This window comes from Paenibacillus rhizovicinus (assembly GCF_010365285.1).
GTDB classification, from domain to species: domain Bacteria; phylum Bacillota; class Bacilli; order Paenibacillales; family Paenibacillaceae; genus Paenibacillus_Z; species Paenibacillus_Z rhizovicinus.
In genome coordinates this window covers 5,833,905-5,855,356 of sequence record NZ_CP048286.1, presented here as the reverse complement: position 1 = coordinate 5,855,356, position 21,452 = coordinate 5,833,905, and the positions used below count along the sequence as shown (strand labels likewise).

General features: G+C 53.3%; 21 protein-coding genes and 1 pseudogene. 14 read left to right on the top strand and 8 right to left on the bottom strand.

Annotated elements, in window-relative coordinates:
- Positions 1 to 211: 211 nt before the first annotated feature.
- From GZH47_RS26070 to GZH47_RS26050, 5 genes are all read right to left on the bottom strand, one after another.
- Entirely contained in the window at positions 212 to 1,063 is an 852-nt protein-coding gene (locus tag GZH47_RS26070) for an amidohydrolase family protein (protein ID WP_162643919.1), read from the bottom strand.
- Positions 1,060 to 1,968 carry a fumarylacetoacetate hydrolase family protein gene (locus GZH47_RS26065; protein WP_162643918.1) on the bottom strand — a complete coding sequence of 303 codons (909 nt, stop codon included), beginning with the start codon at positions 1,966 to 1,968 and terminating at the stop codon, positions 1,060 to 1,062. The genes GZH47_RS26070 and GZH47_RS26065 overlap by 4 nt, the downstream gene beginning before the upstream one ends.
- 96 nt (positions 1,969 to 2,064) lie before the next feature.
- Positions 2,065 to 2,838 (bottom strand): SDR family NAD(P)-dependent oxidoreductase, encoded by a 774-nt coding sequence (locus tag GZH47_RS26060; protein ID WP_162643917.1) that lies wholly within the window; start codon positions 2,836 to 2,838, stop codon positions 2,065 to 2,067.
- 18 nt (positions 2,839 to 2,856) lie between these two features.
- Positions 2,857 to 3,615 (bottom strand): IclR family transcriptional regulator, encoded by a 759-nt coding sequence (locus GZH47_RS26055; protein WP_162643916.1) that lies wholly within the window; start codon positions 3,613 to 3,615, stop codon positions 2,857 to 2,859.
- Between the two features lie 181 nt (positions 3,616 to 3,796).
- Positions 3,797 to 4,678 carry a stalk domain-containing protein gene (locus GZH47_RS26050; protein ID WP_162643915.1) on the bottom strand — a complete coding sequence of 294 codons (882 nt, stop codon included), beginning with the start codon at positions 4,676 to 4,678 and terminating at the stop codon, positions 3,797 to 3,799.
- A gap of 261 nt (positions 4,679 to 4,939) precedes the next feature.
- Here GZH47_RS26050 and GZH47_RS26045 point away from each other — a divergent pair, with 261 nt between their 5' ends.
- Together GZH47_RS26045 and GZH47_RS26040 are read left to right on the top strand one after the other, a co-directional pair.
- Positions 4,940 to 5,839 (top strand): AraC family transcriptional regulator, encoded by a 900-nt coding sequence (locus GZH47_RS26045; protein ID WP_162643914.1) that lies wholly within the window; start codon positions 4,940 to 4,942, stop codon positions 5,837 to 5,839.
- A 92-nt stretch (positions 5,840 to 5,931) separates the two neighbouring features.
- A complete protein-coding gene (locus tag GZH47_RS26040; protein WP_162643913.1) occupies positions 5,932 to 6,930 on the top strand; it encodes a phytanoyl-CoA dioxygenase family protein in 999 nt (332 codons plus the stop codon).
- A gap of 108 nt (positions 6,931 to 7,038) precedes the next feature.
- On the opposite strand, the gene GZH47_RS34440 is transcribed toward GZH47_RS26040, so the two are convergent.
- Both GZH47_RS34440 and GZH47_RS34435 read right to left on the bottom strand, forming a co-directional pair.
- Entirely contained in the window at positions 7,039 to 7,161 is a 123-nt protein-coding gene (locus tag GZH47_RS34440; protein WP_263866932.1) for a hypothetical protein, read from the bottom strand.
- 61 nt (positions 7,162 to 7,222) lie between these two features.
- Positions 7,223 to 7,345: pseudogene (locus GZH47_RS34435) on the bottom strand (hypothetical protein); the annotation flags it as partial.
- Between the two features lie 190 nt (positions 7,346 to 7,535).
- Here GZH47_RS34435 and GZH47_RS26030 point away from each other — a divergent pair.
- From GZH47_RS26030 to GZH47_RS25975, 12 genes are all read left to right on the top strand, one after another.
- Entirely contained in the window at positions 7,536 to 8,210 is a 675-nt protein-coding gene (locus GZH47_RS26030; protein WP_162643911.1) for a response regulator transcription factor, read from the top strand.
- The gene (locus GZH47_RS26025) at positions 8,207 to 10,030 is read left to right on the top strand and encodes a sensor histidine kinase (RefSeq protein WP_162643910.1); all 1,824 of its coding nucleotides are present in this window, start codon (positions 8,207 to 8,209) and stop codon (positions 10,028 to 10,030) included. Before GZH47_RS26030 ends, GZH47_RS26025 begins: the two co-directional genes overlap by 4 nt.
- Before the next feature lie 103 nt (positions 10,031 to 10,133).
- Positions 10,134 to 10,820, top strand: a complete 687-nt coding sequence (locus GZH47_RS26020) for a GDSL-type esterase/lipase family protein (RefSeq protein ID WP_162643909.1) — start codon at positions 10,134 to 10,136, stop codon at positions 10,818 to 10,820.
- A gap of 48 nt (positions 10,821 to 10,868) precedes the next feature.
- Positions 10,869 to 12,275 carry an MBOAT family O-acyltransferase gene (locus tag GZH47_RS26015; RefSeq protein WP_162643908.1) on the top strand — a complete coding sequence of 469 codons (1,407 nt, stop codon included), beginning with the start codon at positions 10,869 to 10,871 and terminating at the stop codon, positions 12,273 to 12,275.
- An 85-nt stretch (positions 12,276 to 12,360) separates the two neighbouring features.
- Positions 12,361 to 13,443: a DHHW family protein gene (locus GZH47_RS26010; protein ID WP_162643907.1), complete on the top strand. Its 1,083-nt coding sequence runs from the start codon at positions 12,361 to 12,363 to the stop codon at positions 13,441 to 13,443.
- Complete coding sequence (locus GZH47_RS26005; RefSeq protein WP_162643906.1) at positions 13,440 to 13,931, top strand: DUF4358 domain-containing protein; 492 nt, start codon at positions 13,440 to 13,442, stop codon at positions 13,929 to 13,931. Before GZH47_RS26010 ends, GZH47_RS26005 begins: the two co-directional genes overlap by 4 nt.
- A 471-nt stretch (positions 13,932 to 14,402) precedes the next feature.
- Positions 14,403 to 14,789, top strand: a complete 387-nt coding sequence (locus tag GZH47_RS26000) for a DoxX family protein (protein ID WP_162643905.1) — start codon at positions 14,403 to 14,405, stop codon at positions 14,787 to 14,789.
- Positions 14,790 to 14,916: 127 nt separating this feature from the next.
- On the top strand, positions 14,917 to 15,864 hold the full coding sequence (locus tag GZH47_RS25995; RefSeq protein WP_162643904.1) for a ring-cleaving dioxygenase: 948 nt from the start codon (positions 14,917 to 14,919) through the stop codon (positions 15,862 to 15,864).
- Complete coding sequence (locus GZH47_RS25990) at positions 15,861 to 16,475, top strand: alpha/beta hydrolase (protein WP_192043658.1); 615 nt, start codon at positions 15,861 to 15,863, stop codon at positions 16,473 to 16,475. Before GZH47_RS25995 ends, GZH47_RS25990 begins: the two co-directional genes overlap by 4 nt.
- Positions 16,476 to 16,494: 19 nt before the next feature.
- Complete coding sequence (locus GZH47_RS25985) at positions 16,495 to 17,106, top strand: flavin reductase family protein (RefSeq protein WP_162643902.1); 612 nt, start codon at positions 16,495 to 16,497, stop codon at positions 17,104 to 17,106.
- Positions 17,107 to 17,282: 176 nt separating this feature from the next.
- A complete protein-coding gene (fabV, locus tag GZH47_RS25980) occupies positions 17,283 to 18,473 on the top strand; it encodes an enoyl-ACP reductase FabV (RefSeq protein WP_162643901.1) in 1,191 nt (396 codons plus the stop codon).
- 71 nt (positions 18,474 to 18,544) lie between these two features.
- Positions 18,545 to 20,551: an extracellular solute-binding protein gene (locus tag GZH47_RS25975; RefSeq protein ID WP_162643900.1), complete on the top strand. Its 2,007-nt coding sequence runs from the start codon at positions 18,545 to 18,547 to the stop codon at positions 20,549 to 20,551.
- A 124-nt stretch (positions 20,552 to 20,675) separates the two neighbouring features.
- On the opposite strand, the gene GZH47_RS25970 is transcribed toward GZH47_RS25975, so the two are convergent.
- Positions 20,676 to 21,416 carry a glutamine amidotransferase gene (locus GZH47_RS25970; protein ID WP_162643899.1) on the bottom strand — a complete coding sequence of 247 codons (741 nt, stop codon included), beginning with the start codon at positions 21,414 to 21,416 and terminating at the stop codon, positions 20,676 to 20,678.
- Positions 21,417 to 21,452: the final 36 nt, after the last annotated feature.

Genomic DNA, 21,452 nt, shown 5'->3' with positions numbered 1-21,452 from the left:
GTGACATCATATAGTCCATTTCGACTATACGAGATCGAATGTTGTCTGTCAACGGTCTCGGGACGTAATCGTCAGCAAAAGTATTCGTATTTCACCGTGCATTTATTTAGCCGAAAAGCACGACTGCATAGGATGTATTGAGGATGCCTGCTGCCTGCACGAGAACAAAAAAGCTCCCGTCGTTGTCGACGGGAGCTGCTTCCTTGCTTATTTATTCAGCCGGCAGCTTGTAGAAGGCCGCCGCATTGTCTCCATAGACGGCCGCAAGCTGCTGCTCGGTCAATGCTTCCGGAAGCGCCGCGCGCAATACGCTGCGGACATCCTCGTAGCTGCCCGCGAGCAAGCATACCGGCCAGTCGCTGCCGAACATGACGCGCTCGATGCCGAAGCATTCTACGACATGCCGGACATAAGCCGTAAACTGCTCCGGCTGCCACGATTGGTGATCCGCTTCCGTCAACAGGCCGGACAGCTTGCAGTAGAGTCCGGGATTGCTGTCGGCAAGCTCCTTAATCTGGCTCGCCCACGGCTCGAAGATACCTTGAGCGATCTGCGGCTTACCGATATGATCGATGACCGCGCGCAGTCCCGGCACTCGCTTCAGCAGCTCGATCGTTTCCGGCAGTTGATGCGCCCGCATGACCAGATCGACAGGAAGCCCAATATCGGCCAGAACCTGCAGTGCCTCTACACTATATGGTTGCAGCACTTCGGATGCGTCTTCCATTTCCTGGATCATGACGCGGATACCGACGAACTTGGGATTCGCATGGAACCGCTCCAGCGCGGATCGCCAGTCGGGAGCTTGGAAATCAAGCCATCCGACGACGCCTGCGATGGATTCCGAATGATCCGCCAGCTCCAGCATGTAGTCGGTTTCCGCATGCGTTTGGGCCGCCTGGACGACGATCGTCCGTTGAAAGCCTGCGCGTTCCAGTTCAGGCTCCAGATCCCCCGGCGCGTAATCCCGATACAGAATCGGCCCCGCTTCCGGCGTCAGCCAGCCGTAATCGCCGCGGTCGAGCTTCCAATAATGCTGATGCGAATCGATCGTTCGGCTCATGCCAAATCCGCGACGAAACGGTTCGTCAGCTTGCCCAGCTTCTCGATTTCGATCGTGACTTCGTCGCCCGGCTTCAAGTAGACTTGCTGCGCTTCCGGCAGTCCCAGCACGACGCCTTCCGGCGTGCCCGTCAGAATGACGTCACCCGGTACGAGCGTCATATGCTGCGAAATATAACTTACGATTTCGTCGCAGTGGAAAATCATATCAGACGTGTTGGAGTTCTGACGAACCTCGCCGTTAACGATCGCTTTGATCGTCAAATCATTCGGATTGCCGACTTCGTCAGCTGTCACGAGGTAAGGTCCCAGCGGGCTGAAATCGTCGCAGGTTTTGCCCAGCAGCCATTGCTGCGTCCGCATTTGCAGATCGCGCGCGGACAAGTCGTTGACCGCGCAATAGCCGAATACATGGCTCAGCGCGTCTTCTTTGGCCACGTATTTCACCTGCTTGCCGATCACGATGACCAGCTCTGCTTCGTAATCCAGCTTCTCCGTCACTTTCGGAACGACGATATCTTTCAAGTGGCCCGTCAGCGTGTTGTTGAACTTATTGAAAAGAATCGGGAATTGCGGAATCGGCGCGTTCGTTTCTTCCGCATGCTTCCGGTAGTTAAGGCCGACGCAGATGATTTTGTTCGGCGCCGTCACGCATGGTCCCCACTCGATCTCTTCCTCGCTGCGGACGTAAGATTCGTTGCCAGTCGAAGGTAACGATGCGATGAATCCGCTCAGCGCTTCCAGTGCCTTTTCTCCGCCCTCGATGACCGCCATCACATCCGCCGGCACCTCTGTGTTTGCCCGGGACGCTTCCGCCGTCAGAGCAAGCTCCACGTCGATTACCCCGTTCTCCGTTACGACGCCCAATGCGTTGCGGCCTTGTTTCGATATGCTGATCAATTTCATTCTGGTATTCCCTCCTAATAATAATTCATCCCTATGGCAGCCATGTCGGCTCAAGTTAACGTTTATACAAGAATACGATACGATTGCGGTCAGCGCTTAGGCATTCTTCCCGAAGACGACGCCGCCGTCCACGTAGAGCGGAGCGCCCATAACGAAGCTCGATTCGTCGGAAGCCAGGAACAACGCGGCCTTCGCAACATCCTCCGGCAATCCAAGCTCTTCGCTGAGCTGGCGCTTCTGCAGGCCGGCAATGGCTTCTTCTTTGTTGCTGTACGACGTCTTCAAGTAGTTCTCGACGAACGGCGTCATGATCGTGCCCGGAAGCAGCGCATTGACGCGAATATGGTATTGCGCGTAATCGACTTGCATCGATTTCGTCAGCGCCAGAACGGCGCCTTTCGTTGCGGCGTAGGATGCGCGGCGGGCAAGTCCGATTTCCGCGACGCAGGAAGACATATTAATGATGGAGCCTTTGCGAGCCTCGATCATGTGAGGGATAACGTATTTGCTCGGCAGGAATACGCCGCGAATGTTCACGTTCATAACGCGGTCCCAGGCTTCCGGCTCGATCTCGTGCAGCAAGCCGACGCCGCTGATGCCGGCATTGTTGAACAATACGTCGATGACGCCGTATTTCGCGATGATCTGATCGACCATGGCCGATACATCTGCGGGATTCGTAACGTCGGCGCGAATGAAAATCGCTTCGCCGCCAGCCGCCTCGATTTCCTTCACCGTGTCGGTGCCGTGCTGCTCGGACAGATCGTTGATGATCAGCTTCGCGCCTTCGCTTGCGAACAGCAGCGCAGTCGCCTTGCCGATGCCGGAACCCGAACCCGTAATAAGAATGACTTTGTCTTTCAACCGCATGTCTTCATCTCCTCTTCATTATGAACGTTGAACGGACAATCTGCGGGCGAGCGCCAGCATCTCCGTTCTTGCTTCTTCGCCTTTCGCGTCCCATTGATGCAGCAGCATGGAGCAGCTGACGGCCGCCAATGTCCGGCCTTCCCCGCCTCGAATAACGGCGGCGACGCAGCGGAAGCCCATGACCGATTCCTGGTCGTCCCTGGCAAACCCCTGCTCCCGGATTTCCTGCAGCTGCCGGAACAGCGCTTCGCGCGTCGGAATCGAATGCGGCGTAAGCGGCGGCAGCTCGGATGCCGGATACAGCCGCTTGAGCTCGTCGTCGCCCAGCTCCGCGAGCATCGCTTTGCCGAGAGCAGTCGCATGCGCCGGCAGAAGCATGCCGGGCTCGGATTGCAATCGGACCGGCGACAGCGCTTCCACTTTGCCTAGATAGAACACCTGATTGCCTTCCAGCTTCGCCAGTTGAATCGTTTCCTGCAGCCGATCCCGCGCTGCCGACGCTTCCGCTTGGAACATTCGGCCGAGATCGTAGCTCTTCATGTACGACGACCCGTAAGCGGCGAACGCATGACCGAGCGAATACGTGTCGCCTTCCCCGCGTTTCACCCACTGCAGCGTTTCCATCGTATTCAGCAGCGAGAACATCGAGCTCTTGTTGATGTCCAGCCGTCTGGACAAGTCGATCAGCTTGTGCCGAGCCGGTTCGGCGGCAAGGACGGCCAGCACGTTGTCGGCTTTCTCCAGCGCCGGAACCCAGTACTTTCGTTGCTCTGACACTCCATCGCCCCATTACGTTGGTTTTATATAAAAAACCAACTTCTGTATAGTAAACCTTCTAGCTATTACTATAGCTTGCAGACGCGGTAATTTCAATCTAAAAATAAAGCGATCTCCCGGTCAGGAAATCGCTTGCTGCTCGTGCAGTTGCATAATTGGCCATTGCCTGATGATTTTAGAATCATTTCAAGATCCTGGAACGGAATACGATGAACTGCGTTTCCATCGGTACCGTCGTATGGAAGGAAATCAGCTGCGCTTTGCCTGTTTCCTGTTGCGGTCCTTTCAACGTCATCGCGCTTATTTCTTTGTTTGCCGCGTCTACGGCATGAATTTCCAATTCGGAGCCATTTCCCGGAACCGGCATACCGGCCGAGTTCTGCAACTTCAACGTCAGCTCATACGCCGTCTTGCCCGTTAAGTCTTTGATTTCCGAAATCGTTGAACCGATCGGGAAATAAGGATACGGATGCGTCGTCGATTCTACCGGGAAAGGCGCTTGCTCGGCGTCGGATAACGCCGCGACCATACGGAAAGCCGAGGCTGCAAGGAGATCTTTAATGACCAGCGTTTTCGTACCCGATAGACCCGACATCGCCTCCCAGCCGTAGGTTTGAAGTCCCTGTAAGATTGTCGTCGCCGGCACGAACATGATCCCGTTGCGGATCTCCGGCGCCGGCTTTAGAAGCAAGGGCAGATCCCAATCGTAGACCGCCAACCCGATGCCTGCCCGAATGCCTTTAACAGGTTCTCCAAGCGCGCTGATTGTGGCCGATCTGCTCTTCTGATCATACAGGACGCCTGCTCCGATCGCGTTTGCGAACGCGCGAAGCGGCACCATCAGCCTGCCGGATTTCAGATAAGGCGTCTGCTCTCCCGGGAACAGCACGTAAAATCCGTTAATTGAAATCGCCATCGTTTTGCCGATTTCAACCGAAGCCGCAACTGGAGCCGTAGCTGCGAAAACATGTTTTTCAGGACTGAAAATCATCGTTACCAGCAGGCAACAGGTGATAAGAAGCGCAGCTGTACTGCGTAACCGCCTCCGCTTGCTTGTCCTCATGAATAATCCCTTCCCTTCCATTGTGCATAGCTAGTAACTTTCATGCTTCTGCTTCCTTGTAATTCTTATGTAGATGCTGTTTCACATGAGTGTCAATATTGAAGACGCACATTGCAGCCTTTTTGGTTGCGGCGCTGACGCGGCCTGCTTCTTGCGCCCTTGGCATCATTACGCAATAATAGACGCAAAGGTCGGTTGTCGGAACGGAACCGAAAGACCAGCCAGCCGGCCGATGCTTGCCCGAGAAGGAGGTGCGTTGTTTTGGAGCAGGAATCGGACAATTGGCCCTACGTCCATTACGTCGGCGACATTATCGTTAGCAAAGGATCTACGCTTGGCAGCCGCTCGATCGACGACTATGAGCTCGTCTATTTTCCCGAAGGAACGGGGACGATTTACGAATCGGGCGGCGTGCCGCATCGGCTGGACTCGCCTTGCTTCGTTTTCACGCGACCGCGGGAAAACCACCGGTATGTGTTCGATCGGGAGCGGAACACCCGCCATCTGTTCGTCCACTTCGACTACGAGCCGCTGCGAAGGCGTGACGAGCGATTTGCCTCCCTGCTGCAGGCGAGCTTTCACGTCGTTCCGGCGCTGCACAGCAGTTTAGTCGCAGGCATCATGCAGCAAATCATCGTCGTCGCGGGCTATCAGTCCCAGCATTGGAAACGAAGGCTGTCCGCGCTCGTCGCCGCCGCCGTGGAGGAATTGGCCGCTTTTGCCGACAATACGCCCGAATTCGCTTCCGAGAGCTATCCCGTTCAAGTCTCGCGCGGCATCGCTTATATAGAAGAACATTTGACGGAACCGATCACGATCGAGGAAGTTGCCCGGCATTCCGGCTGGTCGCATGAGCATTTCACCCGGGTCTTCGTTGCCGCCGTCGGCATTACCCCCAAACGGCTGCTGCTCGAGCGCAGACTTCGCCTGGCGGAGGAGCTCATGCTGGAAGGAAGCCGGTCGGTGAAGCAGGTTGCGTACCAATGCGGTTTCGGCGACGAGCATCATTTCTCAAAAATATACAAACGCATTCGCGGCATCACGGCCACCGAATATATGGAACGGTGCAAAGAAGCGATTTTCCGCCACGCCGCCATTGACGTCGATCCGGGACGGACCTTCGTGAACCGGCATATTCTCGTTAACGCCGAAATCAAATAAAGACATCGTTTATCGTTTTCCATCCATTGAAACCGCTGCCTTTCCTGAGGCAAAATGAAGATATAACGACTTCATTTGGAGGCTTGAATACGATGGCTACCCACTATACGCCTAAGTCTAGAGTAAGGGATGACCGCTATTTGGTCAGCGTCGAAGATTACGTGCACTACCAGCGCAACGGATTCTTGATTGTCAAAGGCTTGCTGTCAAAAGAAGACATCGCCGAGCTCTACGAGCTGGCGGAAGAGTCGCGGCTGAAAGCCGAGAAGCCCGATCTTTCCCACGAGCATGACAATGACAGTAAAGATCCGTTAAAGGAAGAATTCAAAGCGGCAACGCGCATTCATATGCTTTCCCGGGTCAATGCGGCAGCGGAACGCGGCATGCTCCACCCGCGCATCCTCGACGTGACGGAAGCGCTCATCGGTCCGGACGTTTACGCCTTGCAGTCGATGCTGTTCCTCAATCCGCCGGGCCGCGGGGGCCAAGGCTGGCATCAGGATTCCTGTTATATCAAGACGCATCCGGATACGTTAGTCGGCGCATGGATCGCGCTGGAGCAGGCCGATGAAGAAAACGGCTGCCTCTGGGTCGTGCCGGGCTCCAACCACGAGCCGGTCTATCCGCCCAAAGAAATCGGCGGCGGCAACGTGCACGCGCTCGACGCCTTCTCCAACCTGGACGGCGTGCAGAACGTCAGCCATCTGGACGACGAAGTGAACACGTTATCGCGCGTCGTGGCCAAATATCCTGCGCCGATTTCGGTGCCGCTCCAGCCGGGCGACGTGCTGTTCTTCCATTCGCACCTGTTCCATCGCTCGTTCCCGAACAAAACCGACGACCGTTTCCGCCGTTCGTACGTTTGCCATTACTGCAATGCCCGTTCCCTGGTGCCGTGGGACCATGACGGCTACGAAGGCGATTCCGGCAACTACCGCCAAATTCTGGCCCGCGGCCGCACGCATATGCCTTATGCGGAGCCGGAGTTCGGCACGGAAGTGTATTTGTACGAAGGCGCGGAGACGGACGGCAGCGTCAGCATGATGGGCATGGACAACGGCATGATGATGCCGGTCGTTCAGAAGAAATAACTCGCAATAAAGCGGCAGCGATCCTCGGATCGCTGCCGCTTTATTTATTGAATATAGTTCTCCGTTCGTTCAACCGCGTTTCACGCTCGTTCGCAGTTACAGCTGTCCTTATATAAACGCTGCCGCCGATGCGATATTGTGATATTGCCCGTTCACGTCAAGCGGCGAATGAGGAATACCGTACATCGTATAAGCCAGCCGCTCCGCCTCCAATTCCTCCAGCTTCGACACCCCTGCCTTCCGCAAAATCGATCAAGCGCGCCTCGGCAGATCGAATCCGCGCCAGAACGCCGCCATAGCGGATATCGAGCACTTCCCAGCCAACAGCCTTATAGGTAGTCATCCATAACTGGCGATGCGCAATGCGCAGCTCTTCCACTAGGCGATTCAGTTCAGGCAGCTCGGAAGTCGCCATGGTCTTTTTTATATTTTCATTATCCTGATTCCCCGCTTGCCGCAAAACCCGTTCCAGAATAGAACATAACCCCTAAAATATAAGATTTGCCAAGCCGGGCCGTTTAAGGAATAGAATGCTTCTTAAAGTTGAGGCACCTTCTTAAACATGTTAACATCGTGCTTAGCAAAGACTATCGGGGGATGTTGACATGCCGAAAACGATCCTGGTTGTGGAGGATCAACAAGTACTTCGGGAAATTATGAAGGAGTATTTGATCGATGATGGATATCAGGTTCTGGAGGCGGGCGATGGAAGCCGGGCTTTGGAATTATTTCAGGAGCATGAGGTGGATCTGATTATTCTGGATATTATGCTGCCTGAATTGGACGGATGGTCGGTCTGCCGGCGTATTCGCAAGCATTCAAACGTTCCGATCCTGATGCTGACATCGCGCTCCGACGAAGACGATACGCTGCTCGGGTTTGAACTGGGCGCGGACGATTATGTGATCAAACCGTGCAGCCCTCCTATTCTGCTCGCAAGGACCAGACGGCTGCTTGGTAATAGACAAATCCTTGATTCAGCAGACACGCTCTCCGGAGGACGCATTACGCTGCATCTTCCTTCCAGAACCGTCACGCTGGACGGCAAGCCTTGCAGCTTGACGCATACGGAGTTTGAAATTTTGGCATGTCTGCTAAGGAACAAAGGAATCATACTGACAAGAGAACAGCTTATTACGAAAATCTGGGGCTTCGATTTTGACGGGGACGATCGCACGCTCAGCAGTCATATTCGAAATCTGCGATCCAAACTGGACGAGCATGCGGCACACATCGTCACCGTCATTCGCTCGGGCTATAAATTCGAGGACTTGCCATGAGGAAGAGCATCGTCATGAAGCTGTTTCTGCTGACAGCAAGTCTATGCACAGTCGTAATTGCAGGTCTCTTCATTGTACAATCCGTGTTTTTCAAACAATTCTATGTACAACAGAAGGTAGGCAGCGTCCAGAAGGCGCTAACCGCCGCTTCCCGGGAAGATGGGAATGTTAAGGATGCCCGGTCCGCATTCAGAATCGAACAGCAATTTTATCAAACCTATAACGCCTGGACCGCTCGGCTGGACCCGCTCGGTAACTTGAAGTACACCGACGATTTCGAAATCGAAGTTCGATTGGAGAACGATTCGGATGCACCGTCCCTCTCCGGCAAATCCATCGGCATTCCTTTGTATGCGGTGATGGATGTGGAGGCTTTAAGTGACGCTAATCCGCTTCGGCCTGATTTTTTCATCAAATCGGGAGCACGCATCGCAATTGAAGGCATTCTGATCGACAACCAGCTGTTCCCCCAGCGAATCGGCAGGAGCGCCTCTAATCTGCGGGCAGAGAATCGGCTGGAGAACGAACCGCTTGTTCGCAAAGAATATGAAGTGGTTCCTAGATTCAGTAGTCCGACTGAATATCATGAACGTTATCCCAGCGTGCTCGTACACGGCACGGTTACGCAGGTCCGGGTGCCGAACGGGTCGAATGAATCTCGCTACGAGAACCATCTGTTCCTCGAACGAATCAAAGCTTTTCAAGCTGACCTGCTGTACGGCGATTTCAATGATACGTCGGATACCGTCATGGACTTCGAGGAGAACAATATTCCCTATAAAATTGTCTTGAAACGTTTGACGAATCAGACCGGAAGTGACGGGTTTCTCATTGCGATGACATCGCTCCAGCCTGTTAACGAAGCTGCGAACATAATGCGCCGCTATTACGGTTATATAGCAGCAGCGGCATTGCTGCTCGTCCTGCTCATCTCCTTCTACTACGCCCGCCGTGTTGCACGTCCGTTGCTGCAGATGAACAACGTGACGCAAAAGATCGCCAAGCTCGATTTCACCTCCAGTATCCCGGTAAACTCCGACGATGAAATCGGCAGTTTGTCCCGCAGCATCAATACGCTTTCCCGCATGCTGCATGTCCATATCGTTCGGCTGGAGCAGGATATCGCGCAAGAAAAACGGCTGGAGCAAACGCGAAAAGAGTTTATCGCCGGCGTATCCCATGAACTGAAAACCCCGCTCAGCGTTATCGAGAGCTGCCTTTATGTATTAAGAGACAAACCGGACAGCCCGAAACGAGGTTATTATTTCACTGCCATGGAAGATGAAGTGAAGAAGATGGCTCTGCTCATCGCCGACATGCTGGAGCTCGCCAAGTATGAATCCGGCACGTACCGCATGGAGCTCTCCCCTTTCCGAATCGACGTTGTAATAGCGAACGTATGCGAGAAGCTGGCTCCGGACCTAGCAGACAGGCGGCTTCAGCTGCATACCAGATTCACCCCTTCGGAAGTTGTGGCCAATCCGCTTCGTATTGAACAGGTTATCGTGAACTTCATGACGAACGCGATTCGCTACACGCCGGAAGGCGAGAACATAATGGTCTCTACGAACGAGAACGAGGAGACGATCAAGGTCTGTATTGAAAATAAAGGGACCCGCATTCCGGAAGATCAGCTGGAGAAAATTTGGGACCGCTTCTACCGTGTCGAGGGTTCCCGTCAACGTTCAACCGGCGGTACCGGACTGGGTCTTGCCATTTCCAAGCAGATTCTGGACCTTCACGGCGCAGCATACGGAGCTGCCAATACGGTAGACGGCGTCTTGTTCTATATGGAACTGAATAAATCGGGGAAAACGTAGAACTTCGGTTCTGCGTTTTTTTTATGATCTGCATTTCACCTGCATATGATCTTGAACTCCATCATTTAAAGTTCCTCTTAACAACCGAAAGGGGAAATGAAAAATGAAAACAAAGAAGTCTAGTTTGCTGGCATTAGGCGTTTTGGCGTTGACGATTTCGATTACGGCGTGCAGTAGTTCAGGCAATAATGGTCAGACACCGGGGGAGGAATCGGCGGCAAACAGGACATCGAATACAGCGGCGAGCGCAGATTCGAAAGCACAGTCTGCATATGAAAAGCAGTATCGGACAAGCGTCTTCCTCGGGGATTCGATTACGGAAGGTTTATCCTATCACGATGTGCTCAGAGAAGGAAACGTGCTGGCAGGTGCTGGGAAAACAGCCGAATTCGCGCAGAAAGACGTCGGCGATTTAGTCGGAAGACAACCCGAGCATGTATACATTCAGTTAGGTTCTGACGATATTCTGTGGCCGGCGGACAATCCGCAGCAATACTCGCTAACCCATTACGCGCAATTAATTCACGCGATCCAATCCGAGCTGCCAAAGGCGAGAATCACGTTGTTGTCCGTAACTCCCGTCACAGCCGAAGCGAAGAAAGCGGAACCTCGCTACCAAAACATCGGAAAGTACAATGAAGGCCTTAAAGAGCTGGCCTCCCAGGAACATGTCGAATACGTTGATCTGACCTCGCTCGTCAACGGGCATTCCGATTTATACGATACGGACGGCATACATTTTCAAGCGGCGTTCTATCCCATTCTCCTCGACTACTTGAAGGATCGTTAGGATTGCTCTGCTCATGCGCATCCTCATCCGTACAGGAGGTAAACAAATTTGGTATTCAGCAGCCTGATCTTTCTGTTTCAGTTTCTGCCCGCCGCCCTGCTCGTTTATTACTTGTCGCCCGGCAGGCTGCGTAACGTCGTGCTGCTTATAACTAGCCTGATCTTTTATGCTTGGGGAGAGCCGCTGTATATTCTCCTGATGATGTTCGCCACTGTCTTCGATTATGCCAACGGACTTCTGATTGAGAAATACAGATCCCGCAAGGTCATTGCCAGGACTGTCCTCGTCGGCTCCCTCTTCGGCAATTTGGCGATTCTCGGCTTCTTTAAATATGCAGGTTTTGTCATTGATAATGTGAACCGCCTGTTTCATCTTCATCTGCAAGCTGCAGATCTTCCGCTGCCGCTTGGCATCTCCTTCTACACGTTCCAAACGATGTCTTACGTTATAGATGTTTATCGAGGCAAAGCACAAGCACAGCGAAACTTGATCACGTTCGGCACCTTTGTGGCGATGTTTCCGCAGCTCGTTGCCGGTCCGATCGTCAAGTACGCCGACATCGCGAAGCAGCTGCTATCTCGCAAAATGACGCTTGAGCGGTTCGGCTCTGGGGCTGAACTGTTTATCCGCGGTTTGGCCAAGAAGGTGCTGCTCGCCAACAATATCGGAATGCTGTGGACATCTGTCAAAGAGGTACCGGCGGAAGACTTGTCCGTCCTATCGGGCTGGCTCGGCATCGCGGCGTTCACCTTGCAAATTTATTTTGATTTCAGCGGGTATTCGGACATGGCGCGAGGGCTCGCCCGAATGTTGGGATTCGAATTTCCGGCAAACTTTCATTACCCGTATGTCTCCCGGAGCGTGACGGAATTTTGGCGGCGATGGCATATTTCGCTTGGCTCCTGGTTCCGGGAATATGTTTATATTCCGCTCGGCGGCAACCGGATGGGGATCGGCAAGCAGCTTCGGAACCTGTTCATCGTTTGGTTCCTTACCGGATTTTGGCATGGAGCCAGCTGGAACTTTATCATTTGGGGGTTATATTTCGGCGTACTTGTGACAGTCGAGAAGCTGTTTCTCCTGAAATGGCTGCAGCGCTTGCCTCGGCTGGCAAGCCACTGCTACACCTTATTAGCCGTCGTCATCGGCTGGGTTTGGTTCGAATTCGATCATTTGGATGCCGCTTGGGCGTTTATCGGGACGATGTTCAGCTTCTCTGGGCACACTTGGGCGGATCGCCAAGCACTGTACGATTTGTCGACGAATGGCTATCTGCTTCTGTTAGGTGCGATATGCGCGACTCCGCTTCCAAGTAAATGGATAGCTAGGATTGAGGACGGCTGGCGGCTGGCAGGATCGGTATTGATACCGGCGCTTTACTTTGTGGCATTAGCCCTGTCGACGGCTTACCTGGTCAACGAATCGTACAATCCGTTTCTCTATTTCCGCTTCTGACTGAAGGGAGGGTTATGCTCTGAACGACTCTGCTCAACAACGCAGGTCCCTTGTTGGCCTGCTGCTTCTGCTCTATGTGCTAACAATGGCAACGATAAACGTGTTTACGCCCGATAAGCCATTCTCGGAATCTGAAAATCGGGTTTTGGACGAGGCTCCTGCCTTCTCCCTTCACTCTCTCGAATCGGGCAAATTCACGTCCAGCTACGAGAGCTATGTTTCGGATCAATTTGCCTTCCGGGACACTTGGGCTGGCGCGAAGACCGATGCGGACCGTGCCCTAGGCAAGAAGGATAACAACGGCGTGTTCTTAGGTAAAGATGGCCGCCTCATCGAACAGTTTACATCGCCGCCGGAGGCGGACATGGAAGATCGTATCAAGGCGATTCAGACGTTTGACCAAGCTTTGCCGAATCTTCGCAAATACGTGATGTTGGTACCGACTGCCGCCTCTCTGCTCTCAAGCGAGCTGCCTGCCTATGCTCCCGTTGGTGACGAGCTGGCTGATCTGAACCGGGTTCGCCAGCTGCTGCCGCGCAATGTTCGCTTTGTAGATGTCTATTCCGCGCTGAGTGCCGAGCAGGAGCAATCGATATTCTATAAAACTGATCATCATTGGACGACATTCGGCGCTTACTATGCCTATCTGGAGCTATGCAAATCGATGGGAATCACCCCTCAAGATCAATCATCGTTCGCTATAAGAGAGGTAACGGATGAATTCTATGGGTCGCTGTATTCCAAAAGCGGGTTTCGCCATCTAAAGCCGGATGCGATCCACCTTTTCTTACCGAAACGCGCAAACAAAATCAAAGTCGAATATGTAGACGAAGGGGATACGTCAGACTCCCTGTATGACATGGATAATCTCGTCAAGAAAGACAAGTACTCCGTCTTCCTGAACGGCAACCATGCCTTGATTCGAATCGTAACGGACGGTCCGGCGAACAAGAAGCTGCTCGTGGTCAAGGATTCGTACGCCAACAGCCTGATTCCTTTCTTGGTGAATCACTTTGGCGAAATCGACGTCGTAGACCTGCGGTATTACGAGGATTCGCTATCGAAGCTCATCCAAGAACGTCAGATCAACGACATGCTTGTTCTGTACAATATCAAAACCTTCTTCGAAGATGCATCTATCTTGAACATAACGGAGGGAATCCAATGATACTGCGAAGAGGCTTATCGCTCGCGTTGTTTCGCGCGTTCTTGCTCGTGACCATAATCGGGTTTTTGAGCGGCTGTTCGGATCGCCCTGGGAATTACGCGTCGTTAACGGCCGCCGATATCGGTACACGCATTCAACAGTCGGCAGATTTCAGCAAATTGAAGCAAGGGGATACGGAGAAACTGTTGAAGCTATATCACATCGATACGGGCGAAGTGGCGGACTTTGTTCTGTACACGGCTGCATCCAACGTCAAAGCGGACGAGCTCGCCGTCATTAAACTCAAGGATTCAGCCGAAATGGATAGCGTCATGAATCATATTCGCCAAAGAGTCGAGGAACAAACGATTAAGTTTAAAGATTATCGCCCCCAAGAGAATTACTTGATCGAGAAGCATGTCTTGAAATCAAAAGGCCCGTTTATTCTTTTCGCGGTTTCGTCAGATGCCGACCGAATGGAAAAGGCGTTTGATGATACCTTTAAGTAAGCAGTATGCAAACTTTTGATGTCGTAGTTTAACGAGCTTATCACAATCAGAATGCATTGCTAAACATGCGTTAACTGACAGGTTGCCGTTTAACCGGCAGCCTGTTCACATTTTGCTATCGTTCCGCGCAAACGTAACAAACCGGTGCCAAGGTCCTCGGCATTACAGTTCAAAATGAAAAACAACAAAAGGTGTTGACAAACGAAAAGCCTCAGGGTACTATTATCTCAAGGTTAAGATAATTAATTTCGAGATGTTGCTTGGCAAACATAAAACGGAGGTGCGGTGGCATGTAGAATCTGCCCGCTGCTATGCAGAAACTGTCGCAGGTAATCGCAGGCCCGATCGTGGCCATATCGTATGAATGTATGCAGGATAATTGAATGATTGGTTTAGCGGTACGCGTTTTTTTACTCATATATCTTAAATTAAAGATTATTAAATTCAAACTAAACTTGGAGGATGATGGAAATGATGGATTTGGGATTGCTTTTGATTCGCGTAGTAATTGGGCTGCTGTTTATCGGACACGGTGCACAGAAGTTGTTTGGCTGGTTCGGCGGCTACGGTCCGAAAGGCACCGGCGGCTGGATGGAGTCCGTCGGCATTAAACCCGGCGTTGCGATGGCCGTCCTGTCCGGACTGATGGAATTGATCGGCGGCCTCCTGTTCGGAGCCGGGCTTCTCACCGTTGTCGGCGCCGTGTTGATCGCCCTCACCATGCTCGGCGCGATGAAAGTCCATGCCAAGAACGGACTGTGGTCGACAGCCGGCGGTATCGAATTGCCGCTGATTATCCTGGTTGTCGTGATCGGCGTTGCCCTAACCGGCGCCGGAGATTACGCGCTGATTCGTTAAGGTATTGTGTCCGAAACAGGAATCGTCCCGTCGCAATCGAACTACTCTGAGTCGTAATCGAACTATATGCCACTCATCTCAATAACAGCGGCCTGACTTGGCCATACTCAAACTAGGAGGAATTCAAATGACTCATCATACAGCCGGTATTCACCATGTTACTTCTTTCGTTCGCCACCCGCAGGACAACGTCGATTTCTACGCAGGCATCCTTGGCTTGCGTTTAGTGAAAAAAACGATCAATTTCGACGCTCCTGACGTGTATCATCTCTACTTCGGCAATGAAATCGGCGGACCCGGTACCGTCATGACCTTCTTCCCTTCCGAGGGAGCCCGCGTTGGCAAAGTAGGCGGCGGCCAAGTCGGCTATACGACATTCGCCGTACCAACAGGCGCACTTTCGTTCTGGGAACAGCGGTTGACGAAATTCGGCGTCGCATTCGATCGGACGGCGCGTTTCGGTGAAACGTATCTCCAATTCAAAGACCGCGACGGGCTTCAGCTTGAGATTGTCGAGCGCGAAGACGGCGTTCTCAGCCAATGGTCATTCGGCGGCGTTCCGACGGAGAAAGCGATCAAAGGCTTCGGCGGCGCAATCCTGTACAGCACCAAACCCGCTCAAACGCAAGATACGCTCGTTAACGTCATGGGACTCGAGAAAGTCGGCGAAGAAAACGGCCTCGTCCGTTACCGTGCAGCAGGCGACCTCGGCAACGTGATCGATATCAATGCCGAACCTATGCCTTGGGGAGCCGGCGGCGCAGGAACGGTGCATCATATCGCTTGGCGCGCAGCCAGCTACGAGGATCACGTCAAATGGCGCGACCACGTCATCGACAAAGGCTTCCATGCGACCGACATCATCGACCGTCAATATTTCAACGCCATCTATTTCCGCGAAGCCGGCGGCATTCTGTTCGAAATCGCTACCGATGCGCCCGGCTTCCAACGCGACGAAGAGTTCGATTCGCTCGGCGGCAAACTGATGCTCCCTTCGTGGTACGAACCGCAGCGCGACGTCATCGAACAAAACCTGTTCCCGATCGAGGTTCGGGTATTGGAGGGCGACGAATAATGAAACACATCTTCCAAAACGGTTCCGATCCCAACGCGCCAGTGCTGCTGCTTCTGCACGGCACAGGCGGCAATGAGCATGATCTGTTGTCGCTGGCGCAGCTGCTCTCTCCCTCTTCTTCCGTCTTGAGCGTTAGAGGCAACGTGCTGGAGAACGGGATGCCCCGTTTCTTCCGCCGGCTTGCCGAAGGGATCTTCGATGAAGAGGATCTGACATTCAGAACGAAGGAATTGTACGACTTCATTGCCGAAGCTTCCGAAACGTACGGCTTCAATCGCGACAATGTCGTTGCGGCAGGCTATTCCAACGGGGCTAATATCGCGGGCAGCTTGTTATTCCACTATGCCGATGCGCTCCGCGGCGCCGTCCTTCACCATCCTATGGTCCCGCTTCGCGGTCTTGCCCTTCCGGATCTGACGAACGTTCCGGTCTTCATCGCAGCGGGCACGAATGACCCGATCTGCTCGGCCGCCGAATCCGAGGAGCTGACATCCCTGCTTCAAGGCGCCGGTGCTTCCGTGACGGTGCATTGGGAGAATAACGGTCACCGTTTGTCGGCATCCGAAGTTTATCAGGCGGCGGATTGGTTCCGCGCCGCGTTTCCATCTTGAGCAGCGGGAGGACGAGCGCTTGATATCCATCGATCCGGCAAGCCAGAGCGAGCGAGATAATTACAAATTCATGATCGGCAGCATCATTCCGCGTCCCATCGCATGGGTAACGACGATGACGCCTTCAGGAACCGTCAACGCGGCGCCGTTCAGTTATTTCAACATCGTAACGTCCAAGCCGCCGATGATATCCGTGTCGGTGCAGCGCAAGAACGGCGTGATGAAGGATACCGCCCGAAATGCCGGGGAACTTGGCGAATTCGTCGTCCATATCGCCGATGAACGCCATGTCGCGCAGATGAATCAGACCGCCGCCAACCTCGGACCCGAGGAAAGCGAAGCCGAGGCAGCGGGGCTAACGACCGTGCCGAGCGAAGTCGTGCGCGTTCCCGGCATTGCCGAGGCAGCCATCCGGATGGAATGCAAGGTCGAACGTATTCTGTCTCTCGGGGGCACTGACGATGCGCCGGCTTGCGATCTGCTTATCGGACGAATCGTCCGGTTCCATGCAGACGAAGCCGTTTACGACGAACATGGCCATGTCGACGCATCGGCGCTGCGGCCGGTCAGCCGGTTAGCCGGCTCCACGTACGCCTTGCTTGGCGAGACGTTCGATCTGGAGCGGCCATGATGGAGACCGATTTGGAATAGGGAATGAATACTTCATACTGGCTGTCGAAGTCCGCGGAAACGCGGACTTTTGCTCGTTCAGGTTGCGGTTTCGCCCCATTCAGGGTACTATCGTAACATTGAGTACATAGGCAAGCTGCCTGATCTTCGCAAATGAGAGGAACTGAATACACGGCTATGATCATTAAACCAAGAACACGCGGATTTATTTGCACGACCTCGCATCCGATTGGCTGCGCCCTGCAAGTGCAGGAACAAGTGGATTACGTGAAAGATCGCCCCGCCATTCAAGGCCCGAGCAACGTGCTCGTTATCGGCGCGTCCGCAGGCTACGGGCTCGCGGCCCGCATCGTGTCGGCATTCGGCGCCGGCGCCAATACGATCGGTATCTACCGCGCCAGCGAAGGCAAGCCCGGACGTACGGCCTCCGCAGGCTGGTATAATTCCGCAGCCTTCGAGAAAGCCGCCCAAGCGGCAGGCCTGAAATCGTTCAGCGTCACCGGCGATGCGTTCACGTCCGAGACGAAGGCCAAAGCCGTCGAGACGATCCGCAGAGAGCTCGGTCAAGTCGACCTTGTCGTCTACAGCGTCGCTTCGGCGCGCAGAACGGATCCCGTTACGGGCGAAACGTTCAATTCCGTCCTTAAGCCGCTTGGCGGCACCTATACGAACAAGACGGTCAACTTCCATTCCGGCGAAGTGAGCATGATTTCCATCGATCCGGCGAACGAGCAGGAAACGAAGGAAACGGTAGCCGTCATGGGCGGCGACGACTGGCAGCTGTGGATTGACGCGCTCCGTGAAGGCGGCGTGCTGGCAGAGGGCGCGACGACGATCTCGTACTCGTACATCGGCTCCAAGATTACGACGCCGATTTACCGCGATGGCACGATCGGTCAAGCCAAAGACCACCTGGAAGCGACCGCCAAGCGGTTGTCCGAACAGCTTGGCGCTACCGGCGGACGCGCATTCGTCACGGTCAGCAAAGCGCTCGTGACGCAGTCGAGCTCGGCGATTCCCGTCGTGCCGCTGTATATCTCCGCGCTCTATAAAGTCATGAAGGAAAAAGGCATTCACGAGGGCTGCATCGAGCAAACGTACCGTTTGTTCTCGGAACGTCTGTATGCCGGCGGCGAAGTACCTGTCGATAACGAAGGCCGCATCCGCATCGACGACTGGGAGCTGCGCGAAGACGTGCAGAGCGAAGTCGCGAAGCTCTGGGAAGCCGTTACGTCCGACAATATCGAGCAGTTGACCGACCTTGCCGGCTACCGCAAAGAGTTCTTCCAGCTGTTCGGCTTCGAGACGGACGGCGTGGATTACGAAGCCGACGTCGATCCGGCGGTTGAAGTGCCGAATGTGTATTAAGTAATGCTGGCCGGGCTCCTCGTATGAGGGGCCCTTTTTTCGCATTAAATGGCCTGGAACGAGAAGCGAATGTGCAGATTTTTATCTATAAACATAAAATGGTGCTGTTAACGGAGGAAGGGAAGGCGCTCCTTCATTATGCTACCCGCATAATTTCGTGGGCCGACGAAGCACGCCAAGTACTGACCGACTATGCGCAATTTAAAATCGGCAAAATCGTTATCGGATCGAGCAATACCCCGGCGACTCACTTCCTTCCGAAGCTGCTTGGCAGGATGCGCGAGCTTTATCCGGACGTTCACATCGCCCTGCAAGTGAAAAACTCGCCGCAGATCGTGGAGATGGTGAGAAAGTTCGAGATTGATTTCGGTCTGGTCGCGGAATACAAAGTCGATGATCCGAAACTCGAATGCGTCCCCTTGATTGAGGACGAGCTTGGTCTGGTCGTTTATCCCGGCCATGCTCTTGCCGACGCCGAAGCAATCGAACCGGGGATGCTTCAAAACGGATATTGGATTCTAAGGGAGCAGGATTCAGCTTCCCGCCGAATGATGGAGACGTGGATAGGCCAGCATCACATCAAAAGCAGAAGGCGCCGCCAGAATTACATGGCAACAATTCGGTTACATCCGTGTCACACTTTGGCGATATTTTTCCCTTATCTTTATCTTCGGACAACTACATTCCGAAAAGAGGGAAATAACATGAAGAAAATCGCATGGACCCTGACAAGCCTGATATGCTTGCTCGCCGCCTGCAGCAACGGCAACTCCAATGGGACAGCCGGCGCCTCTTCGCCAGCGAAAGCCCCCATCGAAAACGAGACAGCGTCCGAACCTGTCACGCTAACGTTTTCCACCTATTTCCTGAGCGATCAGATGAAGACGGCCGTAACGAAATATGAATCCATGCATCCCAACGTAACCATACAGCTTCAAGCTACGCCGTCTTACGGAAAGGATTTGGACGAAGCGGCGGCTTACAGGGAAACGTTCCTGACCAGCACGAATGCGGCCATTTTGGCGGGCAAAGGTCCCGATCTAGTGGAGATGGACATCTTGCCCATAGAGGCTTATGCGGATCGTCATCTGCTCGTTAATTTGCAAGACATAATGTCAGGCGATGCATCGTTTCACTCGCAAGATTACTTCACCAACATCCTGGACAATGCAAGACTGAACGATGGTCTGTACGGAATACCTTTATACTTCTACCTTGACGGATTGCTTGGCGATACTGCGGCAATCGACAAGACCGGCGTACCGATTAACGACAGCGACTGGACGTGGAACGATTTTATGGATGCGGCCAAGCAATTGCAGCAAAAAGGCGAGTACAAAACCGCGCTAATCAGCGAGCCCTCCGTCCTGCTGAGCGAGTTGACCGTCGATAATTTCACTCAGCTCGTAAAAGAGAAGAACGGCGAGCGCAAGTTTGATTCCGATTCGTTCATCGATCTTATTCATCAAGTAAAGTCAATGATCGATGACGGCTTGCTGTTCGACATGGTCAAGGACGGCGGCGGAAGAGGAAGCGCGACCACCCTACAAACGAAGGCATACTTCAACGCATGGCCGATCGACTCGTTCGAAAGTTATTTATTGAACGGTTTTGCCGAACAAACGAAGCTATATACGATGCCGCATCCACACAGTTACGGCGCCGGCGGTTATTTCTCCACGTTCGGCATGGTAGGTATCAACGCGAACTCTCCCCATAAGCAGGAGGCGTGGAAATTCCTCGAATTTCTCATGGATGACGAAGCGAAGACGATTACCGATGCTTCTATATCAAGTCACGGCTTTCCGATAAACAAGAACGCATACGATTTGCAAGTCGAGAAATTGAAAGAAGCGGGTACGATTCAATCGGACGTACATCCCGAGATCGCCGTTGACACCGAGAAACTGGATCGATTAAAAGGTTCGATTACGGAAGCCGTTCACTGGGTGCGGACACCTTCCGAAATAGAAGAAACGATCAGGAATGAATCCAAAGCCTACTTCAGCGGCCAGAAATCGGCCGAATCCGTCGCGAAGCTCGTTCAGAGCAAAATCAATCTCATACTCAACGAATGATAGTCATGCATGCAGGCTTGCTCTTAAACTTCGTTGCGCGTCGCTTCAACCCGGCAATAAATAACATAGAGCCCGCTAGCTCGAGGCTAGCAGGCTCCGCTCCACGCGAGTTCAGAATAATCCGTTACGCCGCGTATTTTAAATACTTAATGAGATTCGACCAAAAATCCGAATAGTGCTTCCAATTCATAAACTCCGGAGATCCCCAATGCGGAGAGCAGTCGCTTGCAAAAGCTGCAGTGTTACCTTTTCCATACTTCCCAACCGTCAGAATGGCATCGCCTCCGTGGCTTAGCAATTCCTCTGCTTCGGATTTGGCGGTCAGCTTGTTATAGCCCAGAAGTCTTGGCCATTCTCCTAAATTCTCAACCAATGGATGCGTCCGGGATACGACGGGCGAGAAGCCGCTCGGCATTTCTACACGATCATCGTTATCCATCATCGTAACCGGCAGCACTTCCGACAAGCATGTGTTTTTATAATTTGCTTTGCCTTCGATCCCCATGAACGTCAGGTAGCCCCCGACCATCAGAAGGCCTCCGCCTTCGGAGACATATTGCTTCACAAGTTCAAGCGCGTTCGGAAGCATTTGAAATTGGTAGAAGGTTGGATTCTGAAGCAGGAACGTATTCGCTCCTACGTCGCTAAGCACGATCGCATCATATGCCTGGAGCTCCTCCAACGTTTGAGGAAAGCGCACCTGTACCTCATGCGCCGGCATGTAAGTGACGTCGATGTCCTGCTCGCGCAGACAGGCAAGCAGATACGTGGCTCCCTCCTCGTACTTGGTCGAGGTAAAGCTGTCATAACCTTTCGTATGAATCATATGCACAATCCATGATTCTCCTACAAATAAGATCTTCATTGGTCAAGCACCTCCGTTTTTTATATATCCAGGCCG

What these genes read in the sequence shown, in the direction of transcription:
- GZH47_RS26040 (WP_162643913.1), top strand. Translation starts at nt 5,932, where the DNA reads ATGGCTACCCACTATACGCCTAAGTCTAGAGTAAGGGATGACCGCTAT.
- GZH47_RS26070 (WP_162643919.1), bottom strand. Translation starts at nt 1,063, where the DNA reads ATGAGCCGAACGATCGATTCGCATCAGCATTATTGGAAGCTCGACCGC.
- GZH47_RS26020 (WP_162643909.1), top strand. Translation starts at nt 10,134, where the DNA reads ATGAAAACAAAGAAGTCTAGTTTGCTGGCATTAGGCGTTTTGGCGTTG.
- GZH47_RS26050 (WP_162643915.1), bottom strand. Translation starts at nt 4,678, where the DNA reads ATGAGGACAAGCAAGCGGAGGCGGTTACGCAGTACAGCTGCGCTTCTT.
- GZH47_RS26010 (WP_162643907.1), top strand. Translation starts at nt 12,361, where the DNA reads ATGGCAACGATAAACGTGTTTACGCCCGATAAGCCATTCTCGGAATCT.
- GZH47_RS25995 (WP_162643904.1), top strand. Translation starts at nt 14,917, where the DNA reads ATGACTCATCATACAGCCGGTATTCACCATGTTACTTCTTTCGTTCGC.
- GZH47_RS25970 (WP_162643899.1), bottom strand. Translation starts at nt 21,416, where the DNA reads ATGAAGATCTTATTTGTAGGAGAATCATGGATTGTGCATATGATTCAT.
- GZH47_RS26060 (WP_162643917.1), bottom strand. Translation starts at nt 2,838, where the DNA reads ATGCGGTTGAAAGACAAAGTCATTCTTATTACGGGTTCGGGTTCCGGC.
- GZH47_RS26000 (WP_162643905.1), top strand. Translation starts at nt 14,403, where the DNA reads ATGATGGATTTGGGATTGCTTTTGATTCGCGTAGTAATTGGGCTGCTG.
- GZH47_RS26025 (WP_162643910.1), top strand. Translation starts at nt 8,207, where the DNA reads ATGAGGAAGAGCATCGTCATGAAGCTGTTTCTGCTGACAGCAAGTCTA.
- fabV (WP_162643901.1), top strand. Translation starts at nt 17,283, where the DNA reads ATGATCATTAAACCAAGAACACGCGGATTTATTTGCACGACCTCGCAT.
- GZH47_RS26065 (WP_162643918.1), bottom strand. Translation starts at nt 1,968, where the DNA reads ATGAAATTGATCAGCATATCGAAACAAGGCCGCAACGCATTGGGCGTC.
- GZH47_RS26030 (WP_162643911.1), top strand. Translation starts at nt 7,536, where the DNA reads ATGCCGAAAACGATCCTGGTTGTGGAGGATCAACAAGTACTTCGGGAA.
- GZH47_RS26005 (WP_162643906.1), top strand. Translation starts at nt 13,440, where the DNA reads ATGATACTGCGAAGAGGCTTATCGCTCGCGTTGTTTCGCGCGTTCTTG.